General features: G+C 67.9%; 18 protein-coding genes. 13 read left to right on the top strand and 5 right to left on the bottom strand.

All coding sequences use genetic code 11. The annotated features are described in order from the left end of the window. Positions 1 to 50: 50 nt before the first annotated feature. Positions 51 to 293: an Lrp/AsnC family transcriptional regulator gene (locus A5790_RS13690; protein WP_066845158.1), complete on the bottom strand. Its 243-nt coding sequence runs from the start codon at positions 291 to 293 to the stop codon at positions 51 to 53. 119 nt (positions 294 to 412) lie between these two features. On the opposite strand from A5790_RS13690, the gene A5790_RS13685 reads away from it, so the two are divergent. From A5790_RS13685 to A5790_RS13675, 3 genes are read left to right on the top strand one after another with little or no spacing between them, the layout of a single operon-like run. Further along, positions 413 to 1366: a thiamine-phosphate kinase gene (locus A5790_RS13685; protein ID WP_066844906.1), complete on the top strand. Its 954-nt coding sequence runs from the start codon at positions 413 to 415 to the stop codon at positions 1364 to 1366. 15 nt (positions 1367 to 1381) lie between these two features. Further along, complete coding sequence (locus A5790_RS13680; protein ID WP_066844903.1) at positions 1382 to 1672, top strand: DUF1330 domain-containing protein; 291 nt, start codon at positions 1382 to 1384, stop codon at positions 1670 to 1672. Further along, positions 1669 to 2352, top strand: coding sequence for a uracil-DNA glycosylase (locus A5790_RS13675; protein WP_066844900.1), 684 nt, complete (start codon positions 1669 to 1671; stop codon positions 2350 to 2352). The genes A5790_RS13680 and A5790_RS13675 overlap by 4 nt, the downstream gene beginning before the upstream one ends. Positions 2353 to 2354: 2 nt before the next feature. On the opposite strand, the gene A5790_RS25790 is transcribed toward A5790_RS13675, so the two are convergent. Both A5790_RS25790 and rpmB read right to left on the bottom strand, forming a co-directional pair. Beyond that, positions 2355 to 2696 carry a hypothetical protein gene (locus A5790_RS25790; RefSeq protein WP_156656387.1) on the bottom strand — a complete coding sequence of 114 codons (342 nt, stop codon included), beginning with the start codon at positions 2694 to 2696 and terminating at the stop codon, positions 2355 to 2357. Between the two features lie 43 nt (positions 2697 to 2739). Continuing rightward, on the bottom strand, positions 2740 to 2931 hold the full coding sequence (gene rpmB, locus A5790_RS13665) for a 50S ribosomal protein L28 (protein ID WP_064398602.1): 192 nt from the start codon (positions 2929 to 2931) through the stop codon (positions 2740 to 2742). Positions 2932 to 3177: 246 nt separating this feature from the next. Here rpmB and A5790_RS13660 point away from each other — a divergent pair, with 246 nt between their 5' ends. The 3 genes from A5790_RS13660 to A5790_RS13650 are packed head-to-tail and all read left to right on the top strand — an operon-like array spanning position 3178 to position 7735. Next, on the top strand, positions 3178 to 4818 hold the full coding sequence (locus A5790_RS13660; RefSeq protein ID WP_066844894.1) for a DAK2 domain-containing protein: 1641 nt from the start codon (positions 3178 to 3180) through the stop codon (positions 4816 to 4818). A gap of 2 nt (positions 4819 to 4820) precedes the next feature. Beyond that, entirely contained in the window at positions 4821 to 7031 is a 2211-nt protein-coding gene (recG, locus tag A5790_RS13655; protein WP_066844890.1) for an ATP-dependent DNA helicase RecG, read from the top strand. After that, positions 7028 to 7735 (top strand): HNH endonuclease family protein, encoded by a 708-nt coding sequence (locus A5790_RS13650; RefSeq protein ID WP_066844887.1) that lies wholly within the window; start codon positions 7028 to 7030, stop codon positions 7733 to 7735. Before recG ends, A5790_RS13650 begins: the two co-directional genes overlap by 4 nt. Before the next feature lie 13 nt (positions 7736 to 7748). On the opposite strand, the gene A5790_RS13645 is transcribed toward A5790_RS13650, so the two are convergent. Beyond that, a complete protein-coding gene (locus tag A5790_RS13645; RefSeq protein ID WP_066844884.1) occupies positions 7749 to 8600 on the bottom strand; it encodes an aldo/keto reductase in 852 nt (283 codons plus the stop codon). Positions 8601 to 8605: 5 nt separating this feature from the next. Continuing rightward, on the bottom strand, positions 8606 to 9436 hold the full coding sequence (locus tag A5790_RS13640) for an aldo/keto reductase (protein WP_066844882.1): 831 nt from the start codon (positions 9434 to 9436) through the stop codon (positions 8606 to 8608). Between A5790_RS13640 and A5790_RS13635 the strand changes: the two genes are divergently transcribed. The 7 genes from A5790_RS13635 (at position 9435) to A5790_RS13605 (ending at position 17101) form a co-directional block, all read left to right on the top strand. Then, positions 9435 to 10523, top strand: a complete 1089-nt coding sequence (locus A5790_RS13635) for an alpha/beta hydrolase (protein ID WP_066844880.1) — start codon at positions 9435 to 9437, stop codon at positions 10521 to 10523. The genes A5790_RS13640 and A5790_RS13635 overlap by 2 nt on opposite strands. Positions 10524 to 10558: 35 nt before the next feature. Continuing rightward, the gene (locus tag A5790_RS13630; protein WP_066844877.1) at positions 10559 to 11335 is read left to right on the top strand and encodes a DsbA family protein; all 777 of its coding nucleotides are present in this window, start codon (positions 10559 to 10561) and stop codon (positions 11333 to 11335) included. Continuing rightward, a complete protein-coding gene (locus A5790_RS13625) occupies positions 11332 to 11964 on the top strand; it encodes a vitamin K epoxide reductase family protein (protein WP_066844874.1) in 633 nt (210 codons plus the stop codon). Before A5790_RS13630 ends, A5790_RS13625 begins: the two co-directional genes overlap by 4 nt. Before the next feature lie 35 nt (positions 11965 to 11999). Continuing rightward, complete coding sequence (locus tag A5790_RS13620; protein ID WP_066844871.1) at positions 12000 to 15386, top strand: pyruvate carboxylase; 3387 nt, start codon at positions 12000 to 12002, stop codon at positions 15384 to 15386. Next, the gene (gene rsmD / locus A5790_RS13615; RefSeq protein ID WP_082961709.1) at positions 15383 to 15961 is read left to right on the top strand and encodes a 16S rRNA (guanine(966)-N(2))-methyltransferase RsmD; all 579 of its coding nucleotides are present in this window, start codon (positions 15383 to 15385) and stop codon (positions 15959 to 15961) included. Before A5790_RS13620 ends, rsmD begins: the two co-directional genes overlap by 4 nt. A gap of 11 nt (positions 15962 to 15972) precedes the next feature. After that, positions 15973 to 16452, top strand: coding sequence for a pantetheine-phosphate adenylyltransferase (coaD, locus tag A5790_RS13610; RefSeq protein ID WP_066844865.1), 480 nt, complete (start codon positions 15973 to 15975; stop codon positions 16450 to 16452). 82 nt (positions 16453 to 16534) lie between these two features. After that, on the top strand, positions 16535 to 17101 hold the full coding sequence (locus A5790_RS13605; RefSeq protein WP_066844863.1) for a hemerythrin domain-containing protein: 567 nt from the start codon (positions 16535 to 16537) through the stop codon (positions 17099 to 17101). Positions 17102 to 17168 lie beyond the last annotated feature (67 nt).

Below are 17168 nucleotides of genomic sequence, written 5' to 3'. Positions count from 1 at the left end.
AGCAGCGCCCGCGGCGGCCCGTCACCGGTCTGCGAAGCCACGGTCCAACTCTAGAGAGGCGCCCCGTTGGCGATCGGACAGGTCAGCGTGCGGGTGATACCGGTCACCTGTTGAACGTTGGGAACCACGGTGGCGTTCAGGTCGGCCAAGGTGTCGGCGCCCACGCGCACGACCACGTCATACGGTCCCGTCACGTACTCCGCGGACACCACACCGGGAAGCGCGGCGAGTTGTTTGGCGACGACCTCGGCGCGGCCCACCTCGGTCTGAATCAGCATGAAAGCCTCGACCACCCGCTGTTCCTCCACATCGCTGCATAGACTCCACGCCGCAGGCGCTTAACGTACCGCAGGTGCGGCCGGTGTTCAGGCCAGCACGAAACGGATAAGGTGCGGCCGCGACGGGAGGTGACATGGCGTCCGACGCCGAAACCCTGGCGCAAGTGGGCGAGTTCGCGGTGATCCGGCGATTGGTGGCCGGACGCCGCCAGCCGGACGCCGTCGCGCTGGGGCCCGGTGACGACGCCGCGGTGCTGTTCGCGCCCGACGGTAAGACCGTCGTGAGCACCGACATGCTGGTGGCCGAGCGTCACTTTCGGTTGGACTGGTCGACCCCGCATGACGTGGGGCGCAAGGCGATCGCGCAGAACGCCGCCGACATCGAGGCGATGGGCGCACGCGCGACCGCCTTCGTCGTCGCGTTCGGGGCACCCTCGGATACGCCGGCCGACCAGGCCCTGCAGCTCGCCGACGGTATGTGGCACGAGGCCGAGTCGATGGGCGCGGGCATCGTCGGCGGTGACCTCGTCAGCGCGCCGCAATGGGTGATCTCGGTGACGGCGCTAGGTGACCTCGACGGCCGCGAGCCGGTGCGCCGCAGGGGGGCACGGCCCGGCGATGTGGTGGCCATCGCCGGTGACATCGGTTGTTCGGCCGCCGGGTTCGAATTGTGGCGCAACGATATTCGTCGATTCGACGAATTGCGTGGCTGCCATGTCGCGCCGCGGCCGCCTTACGGACAGGGCCGCATCGCCGCCGAAAGCGGAGCGACCTCGATGACCGACGTGTCCGACGGGCTGCTGGCCGACCTGGGCCATATCGCCGAGGCGTCCGGCGTCGGCATCGACCTGTCCACTGCGGCATTGACCGCCGACCGCGACGTGCTCGCCGCTGCGGCAGAAGCGCTCGGCGCCGACGCGTGGGCGTGGATCCTCGGCGGCGGCGAGGACCATGCGCTGGTCGCGACGTTCCCGGGGGCGCTGCCGTCCGGGTGGAGGGAGATCGGTCGCGTGCAGGAGGGTCCGGCGCGGGTGTCGGTCGACGGCGCGGCATGGCAGGGGAATGCCGGGTGGCAGTCGTTCGACTAGTTAGGGTGTCGACTCGTGACCGTGTACGCCATCGCCCAGCTGAGGTTCACGGACCGTGCGGCCTATGACCGCTACCAAGCTCGTTTCCTTGAGGTCTTCAACCGGTATTCGGGGACGCTGCTCGCCGCCGATGAGTCGCCGCAGATTCTGGAGGGCGAGTCGGACCGCGAGAAGGTCGTATTGATGTCGTTTCCCGATGAGCCTTCGTTTCGGGACTGGGCGAACTCGCCCGAGTATCAGGAGATCTCGAAGGATCGCCGGGCCGGCGCTGATTCGGTGGTGTTGCTGATCGAGGGGTTGGCATGACGGGACGGCCGCTGCATGAGCTCGTCGAGCAGGGCTGGGCGACGGCTCTGGAACCGGTAGCGGGTCAGGTCGCGCAGATGGGTGAATTTCTCCGCGCTGAACTGGCCGCCGGAAACGGATATCTGCCCGCGGGTCAGAACGTGCTGCGCGCGTTCACCTTTCCGATGGACAGGGTGCGGGTACTGATCGTCGGACAGGACCCTTACCCGACACCCGGTCACGCCGTCGGGCTCAGTTTCTCGGTGGCGCCCGAGGTGCGGCCGCTGCCGCGCAGCCTGGAGAACATCTTCAAGGAGTATGGAAGCGACCTCGGCCACCCCGCCCCGTCCACCGGCGACCTGACGCCGTGGGCCGAACGCGGGGTGATGCTGCTCAACAGGGTGCTCACCGTTCGACCGGGCACGCCTGCGTCGCACCGCGGTAAGGGCTGGGAAGCGGTGACCGAGTGCGCGATTCGCGCGCTGGTCGCGCGCGGGCAGCCGTTGGTCGCGGTGCTGTGGGGTCGCGACGCCTCGACGCTGAAACCGATGCTGGACGGCGCCGACTGCGTGGCGATCGAGTCTCCGCACCCGTCGCCGCTGTCGGCGTCGCGGGGCTTCTTCGGCTCGCGACCGTTCAGCCGCGCGAACGAACTGCTCGAGAAGATGGGCGCCGAGCCGATCGACTGGCGGCTGCCCTAGGGCTATCCGACTCCCGGAATCGGCGGGGGTGAGGGAATCGGCGGAGGAGACGGAATCGCCGGCGGTGACGGAATGGCGGGCAGTGACGGGACATCGGGCACCGGAACCTCGACGGTGCCGTTCCCTTCGGTGGTGGTGGGCGGCGAATCAGGCGACGCCGGGGTGGTCTCCGGCGCGCTGGTCTCCACCGTCACTTCCACCGACGTAGTGGGCGATGTCGTCGACGTAGTGGTGGTGGTCTCGTCGCCGGCGGAATCACCGCCTCCGCACGCGGTCAACAAGGCCAGCGCACATCCGGACGCCAGCGCGGTAAGGGCGGATCTTGCAGCTGCACGAGAGGTCATGCAGCACGACTACCCGGTCGCCGGTGGCGGCAATCGCGGCGTGTCAGCCGCGCGAGACCTTTCCGGCCTTGATGCACGACGTGCACACGTTCATGCGCTGCTTGTTGCCGCCGGGGCGGGCGGCGCGCACGGTCTGGATGTTGGGATCCCAGCGACGGCTGGTCCGGCGATGGGAGTGCGAGACCGACTTGCCGAAGCCGGGTCCCTTCCCGCAGATATCGCACACGGCAGCCATATGCAGAACTCCTCAGATCAGTACGTGGGGTCCGGGTCGCGGCACCGCGACCGGCGCGGCTCGACCCGACAACCTGACCAGGATACCGGCAGCCGCAGCGAACGCCAAAACACCGCCCCGCGCTGCGCGCGAGCCTGCCCAGCCTACCGACCGGCGAGAACGTCGTGCCGGGGCTGTCAGGTCCAATCGCTAGGCTGACCGGCACGGCGGGGTGCGTGGAGCGTCACATTTCTGCGGAGGTTAAGCATGTCGGCTCGACTGCTCGATGCCTTCACGCTGCAGAAGTGGTCGCACACCGCGGTCGGTGACCTCGTCACCCATGCCGACGAGATCAACCGGCTCAACGTGTTCCCGGTCGCCGACGCCGACACCGGCACGAACATGCTGTTCACCATGCGTTCGGCGTGGGCGCAAGCCGAGGCGCTGGCCGGCGCCGACGACGTCGCCGAAGTCGCTTCGGCGCTCGCACGCGGGGCCATCCACGGGGCACGGGGCAACTCGGGCGTGATCCTGTCCCAGATACTGCGCGCGCTGGCCGAGGTCACCGCGGAAGCGTCGGCCGACCTGCACGGTGGTCTCGACCGGGTGGACGGGCCGCTGTTCGCCGCGGCGCTGCACCACGCCGTGGTGTTGGTGATCCGGGCGATGGGCGAGGCCGTGCCGGGCACCATCGTCACCGTGCTTCAGGGCGCGGCCGAGGCCGCCGAGCAGGCCTCGACCGACGGCGCCGAGTTGCCCGAGGTCGTGTGCAGGGCCGCGGACGCGGCGGCGCAGTCGCTGGAGCAGACCACCGGCCAACTCGACGTGCTGGCCCGCGCGGGCGTGGTGGACGCCGGAGGACGCGGTCTGCTGGTACTGCTGGACGCGATGAGCGCCACGCTGACCGGCAGTGCTCCGCGCAGGACGGAGTACATTCCGGCGCCGCCACCGCACACCGACAACGGTGCCACCCGCGCCGTCGCGGCTCCGCAGTTCGAGGTGATGTACCTGCTCAGCGGATGCGATGCGGCAGGGGTGGAGAAATTGCGCAACGACCTCGACGGGCTGGGCGACTCGGTCGCGATCGCCGCCCCATCGGACGGCAGCGGCCATTACTCGGTGCATGTGCACGCCGACGACGCCGGCGCCGCCGTCGAGGCCGGGCTCGCGGTCGGCGCGACCAGCCGCATCCAGATCACCGCTCTCAGCGGCACCCGCGATGCCCGCCCGGTGAGGGCGTGGTCGCATGGACGGACGGTGCTCGCCGTCGTCGACGGGACGGGCGCCGAGGAGTTGTTCGCGGCCGAGGGCGCCCACGTGCTGCGGCTCGAGGGCGACGCGCCGGTCAGCGCCAAACAGCTGCTGCACGCACTGGTCAACGCCGACGCGGGCCAGGCGATGATCCTGCCGAACGGATACGTCGCGGCCGAGGAACTGGTCGCCGGGTGCACGGCCGCGATGGGCTGGGGCCTCGACGTGGTGCCGGTACCCACCGCGTCCATGGTTCAAGGGCTGGCGGCGCTGGCGGTCCACGACGACGCGCGCCAGGCCGTCGACGACGGATACACCATGGCCAGGGCCGCCGCGGGCGCCAGGCACGGATCGGTGCGGATCGCCACCGAGGAAGCGCACACCTGGGCGGGGATGTGCAAGCCGGGTGACGGTCTCGGCATCTCCGGCGACGAGGTGCTGATCGTCGGCGACGACCTGGCCGCGGCGGGAGCGGGACTGATCGACCTGCTGCTGGCCGCCGGCGGTGAACTCGTCACGGTCCTCACCGGCGCCGGGGTCGACGAGGATGTCGCCGGCGCGCTCTCCGAGCACGTGCACGACCGGCACCCGGGCGTCGAACTGGTGACCTACCACACCGGCCACCGCGGCGACGCCTTGCTGATCGGGGTGGAGTAGCCGTGGCGACGCTGTCCGACCGTCTCGACTTCGTGCTCGGCAAGAAGGCCGCGGACCCGCTCGCCGAGCACTTCGGCATCCACACGGTCAACGACCTGCTGCGCCACTATCCCCGCAAGTACAGCGACGAGATGACAACGGCCGGCGACGGCGAGGAGCTCGAGGAGGGCGTCCACGTCACGTTCGTCGACGTCATCACCAAAGCCGAGCTGAGGCGGACGAACCGGCAACCCCAGCGCGAATATCTCGTCGTCACCCTCGGGCACCGGAAGCCGAAGGTGACCGCGACGTTCTTCAACGCCAAGTACCTCAAGAAGCAGTTGGTCGAGGGTGCGAAGGTGATGCTGTCGGGTGAGGTCGGCTACTTCAAGGGCGTCATGCAGCTGACCCATCCGGCATTCCTGGTGTTACACGAGACCGGCCGCGTGCGAGGATCCAAGTCTCTCAAGGCGATCGCCGAGGCCTCGGGGGCCACCGGTGAGGACCTGCTGGCCGCCTTCGAACGCGACTTCTTCCCGATCTACCCCGCCAATAAGAAGGTGCAGACCTGGGAGATCTACGCCTGTGTGCGTCAGGTACTCGACGTGCTGGACCCGATCACCGAACCGCTGCCGAAAGCCTTTCTGCGACAACACGGTCTGATCACCGAAGACCAGGCGCTGCGCGCGATCCATACCGCAGAGAGATCGGCCGAACGCGACGCCGCGGTCGCGCGACTGACGTATGACGAGGCCATCGGCCTCCAATGGGCATTGGTCAACCGACGCCACGGTGAGCTGAGTGAGTCGGGTCCGGTCGCGCTGCGTCGCGACGACGGGCTCGTCGCCGCCATGTGTGAACAGTTGCCGTTCGAATTGACCGACGGACAGAAGGAAGTGCTCGACGTCGTCTCGGCCGAGCTGGAGAGCACCCGACCGATGAACCGCATGCTGCAGGGTGAGGTCGGTTCGGGCAAGACGATCGTCTCGGTGCTGGCGATGTTGCAGATGGTCGACGCCGGCTATCAGTGCGCATTGCTCGCACCGACGGAAGTCCTTGCCGCACAACATGCCCGCTCGATCCGCGCCGTCCTCGGCCCGCTGGCCATGGCGGGAGAACTCGGTGGTGTGGACGGTGCCACCCGCATCGCGCTGTTGACCGGATCGATGACGGCGCAACAGAAACGCGCGGTACGCGACGAGGTCGCCGGCGGTGAAGCGGGCATCGTCATCGGCACCCACGCCCTATTGCAGGACGCCGTCGAGTTCCACCGCCTCGGCATGGTGGTCGTCGACGAGCAGCACCGGTTCGGCGTGGAGCAACGGGATCGGTTGCGCGGCAAGGCCCCTGCGGGTATCACGCCGCATCTGCTGGTGATGACGGCCACGCCGATACCGCGCACTGTCGCGCTGACTCATTACGGTGATCTGGAGACCTCGACATTGCGCGAGCTGCCGCGGGGCAGACAACCGATCACGACCAACGCCGTCTTTCTCACCGAGCACCCACGCTGGCTGGACCGCGTGTGGCAGCGCATCACCGAAGAGGTGAGCCAGGGCAGGCAGGCGTACGTGGTGGCCTCGCGGATCGACGAGAACGACAAGTCGGCCAAGGACAAGGAGGGCGGTCCGCCGCCGATCACGGTGGTCGAGTTGTTCGCGCGGCTGAGCCGAGGCCCGCTCGCCGGACTGCGGCTCGGGCTCATGCACGGCAGGCTGCCCTCCGACGAGAAGGACGCCGTGATGGCCGCGTTCCGCGCCGGCGAGATCGACGTGCTGGTGTGCACGACGGTCATCGAAGTCGGCGTCGACGTGCCGAATGCGACGGTGATGGTGGTGATGGACGCCGACCGGTTCGGCATCAGCCAGCTGCACCAGTTGCGCGGGCGCATCGGGCGCGGACAGCATCCGAGCCTGTGCCTGCTCGTCACCAAGCTCCCGCAGGGGTCCAAGGCCGGCGCCCGGCTGACCGCCGTCGCATCGACATTGGACGGGTTCAAGCTCGCCGACCTCGACCTCTACGAGCGGCAGGAGGGAGATGTGTTGGGGTTCAACCAATCCGGCCGCGCGATCACGCTCCGGTTCCTGTCGCTGCAGGAGCACCTCGACATCATCGTGACGGCCCGTGACTTCTGCGCGCGGCTGTACGAGAACGATCCGGACAACCCGAGTATGGCGGTGTTGGCGGCCCCGTTCGTCGACACCGACCGCGTCGAGTTCCTGGACAAGGCATGAAGCGCAGACATCTGCTCTGGCTGACCGCGATCGTCGCACTCGCGGTCATCGTCGCCGTACAGGCGGTCAACTCGGCGGGCGACCGGGCACAGTTCATCGCGCGCGCCGACATCCCGACCGTCGCGCCGGGCGCCGACGTTCTCGCGGGTGTTCCCGTCATACCGTTGCGGATCCGCGGATACGACTACCGCAGAGCGGCTTTCGGGGACAGCTGGACCGACGACAACTCGGCTCCGGGCGGACACAACGGGTGCGACACCCGCAACGACATCCTCAACCGCGACCTCGACAACAAGACGTTCGTGTCGATCAAGCGCTGCCCCGACGCCGTCGCCACGGGCACACTGCACGATCCGTACACCAACGCCGTCGTTGCCTTCACCCGCGGCGAGAAGACCGGCGCTGCGGTGCAAATCGACCACATCGTCCCGTTGGCGCTTGCCTGGGACCTCGGGGCGCGCAACTGGCCTGAAGACCTGCGCGTCCGGTTTGCCAACGATCCGGCGAATCTCATCGCGGTGGCCGGAAACGCCAACCAGGAAAAGGGTGACCAGGAGCCCGCGACGTGGATGCCGCCCAATGCGGCGTTTCACTGCCAGTACTCGATGCAGTTCATCGCGGTGCTGCGCGGATACCGGCTGCCGATCGACGCGCCGTCGGCCACCGCGCTGCGCGACGCCGCCGCCACCTGCCCGACGGGTTGAGTCCTCTAAAGGCCTACGTGCCGGTGTAGGTTTCCGGGTCCGGGCGGAACCGCTTGCCCTCGTCGAGCCCGTTGAGCGAGCCCATTTCGTCGTCGGTGAGCTCGAAGTCGAACACCTCGAGGTTCGAGGTGATCCGCTCCGCCTTCGACGACCGGGCGATGACCGCGTTGCCCAGCTGAATGCTCCACCGGATCAACACCTGCGCGGGCGTCTTGCCGTGCGCCTGCGCCACCGACGTGACCGCCTCGTTCTTGAGCAGCTGCCCGACGCCCAGCGGTCCGTACGCCTGGGTGGCGATGCCGTAACCGGCATTGACCTCACGCAGCTCCGCCTGGTTCAGCAACGGGTGCAGCTCGATCTGGTTGACCGCCGGGGTGAAGAACGACAGGTCGATGACGTCCGACAGGTGCTCGGCGTGGAAGTTGGCGACGCCGATCGACTTGGTGTCGCCCACCTCCTTGCGCTTCATCAACCCGCCCCAGCTGTCGACATACTTACCGTGCTCACCGGCGGGCCAGTGGATCAGGTACAGGTCGACGTAGTCGAGGCCGAGCCTGTCGAGGCTGGCCTTGAGCGCGTCCTGCGACGACTGGAAGCCCAGATCGGGAGTGGCGAGCTTGGTGGTGACGAAGATCTCGTCGCGCGGAACCCCGGACGACTTGATGGCCCGTCCGACCGCTTCTTCGTTGCCGTAGGCCGCGGCGGTGTCGATCAGCCGGTACCCGGCGGACAACGCCGCCAGCACCGCCTGCTCGGTCTCGGACTCCGACAGCTCGCCGACCCCGAGACCGAATACCGGCATCGTGTGGTCGTCGTTGAGCGTGACGGTCGGAACCGCAGCCGCATTGCCCGGCGATTCGGTCATTTCACCTACCCCGTGAATTCGAATGTTCGCGGATCGGGGCCCAACCGAGTGCCGTCGCCGAGCGTCGAGACGGACGCCATGTCCTGTTCGCTCAACTCGAAATCGAACACGTCGAAGTTGCTCACGATTCTCTCGGGGGTCACCGACTTCGGGATGACTATATTGCCGAGCTGCATATGCCACCTAATCAACACCTGGGCCGGTGTCTTGCCGTGCGCATCGGCGACCGAGACCACGGTGTCGTTGGACAGCAGTGAACCCTGACCGAGCGGACTCCAGGCCTCGGTGGCGATGCCCATCTGGGCATGCACCTCGCGCAGCTCCTCCTGCTGCAGCAGCGGATGCAGTTCGATCTGGTTGACCGCGGGCACGATGCCGGTGGCGTCGACGAGTTCCCGCAGGTGTTCGGGCTCGAAGTTGCTCACCCCGATCGACCGGATGCGGCCCTGCTCACGCAGGTGGGCGAAGGCCTTGAAGGTGTCGACGAACGTGCCCTTGGCCGGCAAGGGCCAGTGGATGAGGTAGAGATCGAGGTAGTCGAGCCCCAGCCGGTGCATGCTCTTGTCGAAGGCACTCAGCGTGCTGTCGTAACCCTGCTCGGAGTTCCACAGCTTGGTGGTGACATACACCTGATCGCGCGGCAGGCCCGACTTCTCGAGCGCCTGGCCGACCTCGCGTTCGTTCTGGTACGCGGCGGCGGTGTCGATGTGGCGATAGCCCGCCTCGAGCGCGGTCGCGACCGCGCGTTCGGTGTCCTCCGGAGGGGTCTGCCAGACTCCGAGTCCAACCTGCGGTATCGAATTACCGTCGTTCAACGTGATCGAGGGAGATGCCATGACCCAGAGTCTGCCAGCTGATGACCAGTGGCGGCCGAACCGTAAGGAGACGCTGATCAACGCCGCGGCGGGCGTCACCCTTCGCGCGTTGCCGCGCATCCCGGAGGCCGTCAAGCGCCTCATGCTCGGACGTCGCACCGTGAGCATCGACGGCAACACGCTGGACACGACGCTGCAGTTGATGCTCGCCGGACAAAAGCTCACGGGCATCGACGGTCTGGTCAACGCTGACGGCGTCGCCGCAGCCCGCGGGCAACTCGAAACGCTGGCCGCGGGTTTCAAGCAGAACATCCCCGTCGCGTCGGTGACCGATCTCTCGATCCCGGGACCCGCAGGAGACATCCGCACGCGCCTTTACCGGCCCGTCGATGATGAGGGCGCCCTACTGGTCTTCTTCCACGGCGGTGGACAGGTCATCGGCAGCATCGACTCCCACGACGACCTGTGCCGCGAGATCTGCCACCGGGGACAGATGCACGTGCTGTCGGTCGACTACCGCCTGGCCCCCGAACATCCCGCGCCTGCGGGCACCGACGACGCCCACGCCGCGTTCCGATGGGCGTGCGAGCACGCTGCCGAACTGGGCGCCGACCCCGAGCGCGTCGCCGTCGGGGGTGACAGCGCCGGCGGCAACCAGGCCACGCTCGTCGCGCACCGCGCCCGCGGCGAGGGGCCGCAGCCGGCCCTGCAGTTCCTGCTGTACCCGGTCGTCAACTACCGCGACACGACCAGGTCGCAGGCGCTGTTCTCCGAGGGCTACTTCCTCACCCGCGACGACATCGACTGGTTCCGCGACAAATACCTGCGCGGTGGAGTCGATTCCGGTGACCCACGGGTCTCACCGCTGCTGGCCGACGATCTGTCCGGGCTGGCGCCGACGCTGATCGTCACCGCCGGTTTCGACCCGCTGCGCGACGAAGGCAGGCAGTACGCCGAGGCCCTGCGGGCCGCCGGTGTCCGCGTCGACCACCGGGAGTTCGGATCGCTGATCCACGGCTTTGCGAACTTCTTCCCGTTCGGCGGTGACAGCGCCACCGCGATCGCGGAGGTGATCTCGGCGCTGCGGGCGCATCTGGCCCGCAGCTGATCGGGCGGCGAAATCGCGCCGGTACTCTTACCTGCGTGGCCACGAAACGCAAGAAGACCCCGACCTACGACCTGAAGGCGGCTGACCGTAAGCGGAACCGGGCTGTGCAGATCGGCCTGACCGCCATCGTCGTGATCTTCGCCGTCGCGTTGGTGCTCTACATCGTGATGACCAAAGAGGACAAACCCGGTGAGGGCGAGACCAGGGCGGTCCGCGTGGCGTCGAGCGACGTGATCACCCAGGAGGGCACGTCCGAGCCCAAAGCGGTGGTGTCGCTCTACGAGGACTTCCTCTGCCCGGCGTGCGGCAACTTCGAGAAGCAGTTCGGCCCGACCATCAACCGGCTGATCGACAGCGGTGCTGCGGCCGTGGACTACAACATGGTGTCCATCCTCGACCGGGCGGGCCAGGGTTACTCCACCCGCGCGGCCAACGCCGGCTACTGCGTGGCCGACGCCGACACCGAAGCCTTCCGGCGTTTCCACGCCGCGCTGTTCGCGCAACAGCCGCCCGAGGGGGTGGGCCCCTTCCCCGACAACGCCCGGCTGATCGAGATCGCTCGGCAGGCTGGGGTGACCGGTGAGGTGCCGGCCTGCATCAACGGTGGACGCTACAACGACATGGTCAAGGGTTTGGCCAAGGCGAGCGGGGTCAACTCGACGCCGACCATCCGGATCAACGGTGAGGACTATTCGCCGTCGACGCCCGACGCGCTGATCGCCGAGATCGAGAAGATCGTCGGCGAGGTGCCCGCACTGGACGCCGGTGCGCCGCCGCCCAACGCCGATCCGACCCAGCCGGCGAGGCCGTGACGCTCGCCGCGCCCGGAGCCGTCCAGCCGTCCGAACCCACGGCCCATGAGCTGACGGGTCCGCCGGTGGGTCGCCCGAGCGCGGTGTGGATCCTCATCGCGGGTGTGCTGGGGCTGGCCGCCGCGGTCGCGCTGACCGTCGAGAAGGTCGAGCTGCTGATCGATCCGGAGTACATCCCGTCGTGCAGCTTCAATCCGGTGCTGTCCTGCGGTTCGGTGATGATCACACCGCAGGCGTCCGCGTTCGGATTTCCGAACTCGTTGATCGGCATCATCTCGTTCACGATCGTGGTGGTGACCGGTGTGCTCGCGCTCGCGAGGGTCGCGTTGCCGCGTTGGTACTGGGCCGGTCTGGCCACGGGAACGCTGCTGGGCGCTGCGTTCGTGCACTGGCTCATCTACCAGAGCCTCTACCGCATCGGCGCGCTGTGCCCGTACTGCATGGTGGTGTGGGCGGTCACGATCCCGCTGTTGTTGGTCGTTGCGGCCGTCGCTCTGCAGCCCCAACACGGGAACACCGTCGCGCGGGTGCTGCACACCTGGCGGTGGTCTCTGGTCACGCTGTGGTTCACCGGCCTGTTCCTGCTGATCCTCGTACGCTTCTGGAGCTACTGGTCCACGTTGGTCTGATCGGCCCGGAGGATAAAGTACGTGCGTGATCGCCCATGATCTCTAAAGTGCTGGTCGCCAATCGTGGCGAAATCGCGATCCGTGCTTTCCGGGCCGCCTACGAGATGGGGATCGACACCGTCGCGGTGTATCCCCATGAGGATCGCAACAGCATTCACCGGCTGAAGGCCGACGAGTCCTACCAGATCGGCGAGACCGGCCATCCCGTGCGCGCGTACCTGTCGGTCGAGGAGATCATCCGGGTCGCCAAGCATGCCGGAGCCGACGCGGTTTATCCGGGATACGGCTTCCTGTCGGAGAATCCGGCGCTGGCGGCGGCCTGCGCGGAGGCCGGTATCACGTTCGTCGGGCCCAGCGCCGAGGTGCTCGAGCTGACGGGCAACAAGTCGCGGGCGATCGAGGCGGCCCGCTCGGCGGGCCTGCCGGTGCTCAACTCGTCGGCCCCGTCGGCGTCGGCCGAGGAGTTGATGGCCGCCGCGGAGCGCCTGGAGTTCCCGTTGTTCGTCAAAGCCGTGTCCGGCGGCGGCGGCCGGGGCATGCGGCGGGTCACCGAAACCGACGCGCTGGCCGACGCGATCGATGCCGCGTCGCGCGAGGCAGAGTCGGCGTTCGGCGACCCGACGCTGTATCTCGAACAGGCCGTCCTCAATCCCCGCCACATCGAGGTGCAGATCCTGGCCGACACCCACGGCAACGTGATGCACCTGTTCGAACGGGACTGCAGCGTGCAGCGCAGGCACCAGAAGGTCGTCGAGCTCGCACCCGCGCCGAATCTGTCCGACGAACTGCGGCAACGGATTTGCGACGACGCGGTCGCGTTCGCCCGGCAGATCGGCTACACGTTCGCCGGCACCGTCGAGTTCCTGCTCGACGAGCGCGGCCATTACGTGTTCATCGAGTGCAATCCGCGCATCCAGGTCGAGCACACGGTCACCGAGGAGATCACCGATGTCGACCTGGTGTCCAGCCAGTTGCGCATTGCCGACGGCGAGACCCTCGACAGCCTCGGCTTGAGCCAGGAGGCGCTGCCGGCCCCGCGCGGTTTCGCGCTGCAGTGCCGGATCACCACCGAGGACCCCGCCAACGGATTCCGTCCCGACACCGGCCGCATCACCGGATACCGCACCCCGGGCGGCGCGGGCATCCGGTTGGACGGCGGCACCCATCTCGGTGCGGAGATCAGCGCGCATTTCGACTCGATGCTGGTGAAGCTGACGTGCCGGGGGCGCGACTTCGCCGCCGCGGTGGCGCGGGCGCGCCGCGCGCTGGCCGAGTTCCGCATCCGCGGAGTGTCGACGAATATCCCGTTCCTGCAAGCGGTCGTCAACGATCCGGATTTCCGGGCCGGCCGCATCAGCACGTCGTTCATCGACGAGCGTCCGTATCTGCTGACCGCCAGAACACCTGCCGACCGCGGCACCAAGATCCTCAACTACTTGGCCGACGTGACGGTCAACCAGCCACACGGCCCGCGAACCGCATCGGTGTACCCGCAGGACAAGCTGCCCGACATCGACCTGGAAGCGCCGCCGCCCGACGGCAGCAAGCAACGGCTGACCGAACTCGGCCCCGAGGGGTTCGCGCGCTGGCTGCGCGACTCCAAACCCTTGGCCGTCACCGATACGACGTTCCGTGATGCCCATCAGTCGCTGCTGGCCACCCGGGTGCGCACCACGGGGCTGTCGATGGTGGCGCCCTACGTCGCGCGCATGACGCCGCAGTTGCTCTCGCTCGAATGCTGGGGTGGGGCGACTTACGATGTGGCGCTTCGGTTCTTGAAGGAAGACCCGTGGGAGCGGCTGGCCGCGCTGCGCGAAGCGGTCCCCAACATCTGCCTGCAGATGCTGCTGCGCGGCCGTAACACCGTCGGTTACACCCCGTACCCGGAGACCGTCACCCACGCGTTCGTCGCCGAGGCCACGGCCACGGGCATCGACATCTACCGCATCTTCGACGCGCTCAACAACGTCGATTCCATGCGTCCGGCCATCGACGCGGTCCGCGAAACCGGCACGGCGGTGGCCGAAGTCGCGATGAGCTACACCGGCGACCTGTCCGACCCCGGGGAGAACCTCTTCACGCTGGACTACTACCTGAAGCTCGCCGAGCAGATCGTCGACGCGGGTGCCCATGTGCTGGCGATCAAGGACATGGCCGGGCTCCTGCGGCCTCCCGCCGCGCACACGTTGATCAGCGCGCTGCGCACCCGGTTCGATCTGCCCGTGCACGTGCACACCCACGACACCCCGGGCGGCCAGTTGGCGACGTACCTGGCGGCGTGGCAAGCTGGAGCCAGCGCCGTCGACGGTGCGGCGGCACCCCTGGCAGGCACCACCAGTCAACCGGCGTTGAGCTCGATCGTGGCCGCGGCCGCACACACCGAGTACGACACCGGGCTGTCGTTGGAGGCGGTGTGCGACCTCGAACCGTACTGGGAAGCGCTGCGAAAGGTGTACGCGCCGTTCGAAAGTGGTTTACCGGCGCCGACGGGGCGGGTGTATCACCATGAGATCCCCGGCGGTCAGCTGTCGAACCTGCGTCAGCAGGCCATCGCGCTCGGGTTCGGCGACCGCTTCGAGGAGATCGAGGCCAACTACGCCGCAGCCGACAGGGTGCTGGGCCGGCTGGTGAAGGTGACGCCGTCGTCGAAGGTGGTGGGCGACCTTGCGCTCGCGCTGCTGGGGGCGGGCATCAGCGCCGACGAATTCGCCTCGGACCCATCGCGATTCGACATTCCCGATTCGGTGATCGGATTCTTTCGCGGCGAACTCGGCGACCCGCCAGGCGGATGGCCCGAACCGCTGCGCACCAAGGCGCTTGCCGGCCGGGCGCCGGCCAAGGCGCAGGAGGAACTGAGCGAGGAGGACGAAGCGGTGCTCGCCCAGGCGGGCCCGAAGCGCCAGGCCGCGCTGAACCGGCTGCTGTTTCCCGGGCCGACAAAGGAACTCGAGGCCCACCGCGAGCAGTACGGGGACACGTCGAGCCTGTCAGCGAACCAGTTCTTTTACGGGTTGCGCAGCGACGAGGAGCATCGCGTCCGGTTGGAGCGGGGCGTCGAACTGCTGATCGGGCTCGAGGCGATCTCCGATCCCGACGAACGCGGCATGCGCACCGTGATGTGCATCCTCAACGGCCAACTGCGGCCGGTCCTGGTGCGTGACCGCAACGTCGCCAGCGACATCCCCACCGCGGAGAAGGCCGACAAGTCCAATCCCGACCACATCGCCGCGCCCTTCGCCGGGGTGGTCAGCGTCGGCGTCGCCGTCGACGACGAGGTGCAGGCCGGTCAGACGATCGCCACGATCGAGGCCATGAAGATGGAGGCGGCCATCACCGCACCCAAGGCGGGCAAGGTGAACCGGGTCGCGGTCTCGGAGACGGCACAGGTCGAAGGCGGCGATCTGCTGGTGGTGGTCAGCTGACCCGCATCATCGCCGGCGCGCTGGGCGGTAGACGAATCACCGTGCCCCAGATCAGGTCTGGGGGAGGGACCCGTCCCACCACCGACCGGGTACGGGAAGCGTTGTTCAACGTGCTGGCCGCGCGCGTCGACTTCGGCGGGATCGCGGTGCTCGATCTGTACGCCGGCTCGGGCGCGCTCGGGCTCGAGGCGCTCTCGCGCGGCGCCGCGGAGGCGACGTTCGTCGAGGCCGACCGGCGAGCCGCAGGAGTCATCGCCGACAACATCGCCGCACTCGGCGTCACCGGGGCGAGCGTGCGGCGCGGCGCCGTCGCCGAGGTACTGGCCGCGGGCAGCCCGCGACGTTTCGACCTCGTCCTCGCCGACCCGCCGTACGACATCACCGCCGGGGAAGTGGAATCGATGCTGGCGCTGCTCACCGAACGGGGTTGGGCCGGACCGGGAACCGTCGTCGTGGTGGAACGCGCGGCGAGCGGACCGCCGATCACGTGGCCGCCGGGCTGGCAGGTATGGCCGTCGCGCACCTACGGCGACACCCGCCTGGAGCTTGCCGAGGCACCAGAGCGGCCCTGCTAGCGTCATCGCTCATGAGCGGCGCGGTATGCCCCGGATCCTTCGACCCGGTCCATCTCGGGCACGTCGACGTCTTCGAGCGCGCGGCCGCGCAGTTCGACGAGGTGATCGTCGCCGTTCTGGTCAACCCGAACAAGAAGGGCATGTTCACGCTCGACGAGCGCATCGCGATGATCGAGGAGTCCACCGAGCACCTGCCAAACCTGCGCGTCGAATCGGGTCAGGGCCTGGTGGTCGACTTCGCCCGGCAGCGCGGCGTGACGGCGATCGTCAAGGGCCTGCGCGGCGGTGCCGACTTCGAATACGAACTGCAGATGGCGCAGATGAACAAGCACATCGCCGGCGTCGACACGTTCTTCCTGGCCTCGATACCGCGGTACTCGTTCGTGTCGTCGTCGTTGGCCAAGGAGGTCGCGTCGATGGGTGGCGACGTCTCCGAACTGCTCCCCGCCGCGGTCAACACGCGCGTGCAGGCCAAGCTGAGCCAGGGTTAGCCCGCTCCTGCAGGGGTAAACAGGTGCAGGCGCACAGCCCCTTCGCGCCCACACCACTACCGAAATGCAGGAGGTTTCTGCCATGGCTGAAACGTTTGTCCAGAACACCGACGACGTCGTGAAGTTTCTGACCGACCAACACAACCTGATCAAGGACCTGTTCGAAGAAGTGCTGGGCGCGTCGGAAACCGAGGCGCGCGAGAAGGCGTTCGCCGATCTGCGTCAGCTGCTGGCCGTGCACGAGACCGCCGAGGAGATGGTGGTCCACCCGCGCGCCCGCAAGGAGGTCGCCGACGGTGAGGCCATCGTCGACGCACGCCTCAAGGAAGAGCACGAGGCCAAGGAGTTCCTGTCGCGGCTCGAGAAGATGGACATCGGGTCGCAGGAGTTCATCGACGAACTGAAGAAGTTCCGCGAGGACGTCGTCGAGCACGCCGAACTCGAGGAGCGCGAGGAGTTCAGCCACCTGCAGAAGAACCTCGACGGTGATGATCTCAAGCGGATGGCGGGCGCCGTGCAGGCCGCCGAGGCGATCGCCCCGACCCATCCGCATGCGGGTGTCGAGTCGGCCAAGGCCAATTTCGCGCTCGGACCGTTCGCTTCGATGCTCGATCGCGCCCGCGACCTTATCGGCGCGGCGGTGAAGTAAGCACCCCCGGCCGTCGTGGTCGCCGAATCTGAACTTGTGTTCGAGAAATCGCCGATTTCGCGCGAAG

It is taken from the genome of Mycobacterium sp. 852002-51152_SCH6134967 (assembly GCF_001667105.1).
Classification (GTDB): Bacteria; Actinomycetota; Actinomycetes; order Mycobacteriales; family Mycobacteriaceae; genus Mycobacterium; species Mycobacterium neumannii_A.
This window is presented reverse-complemented; position numbering and strand designations above follow the sequence as displayed.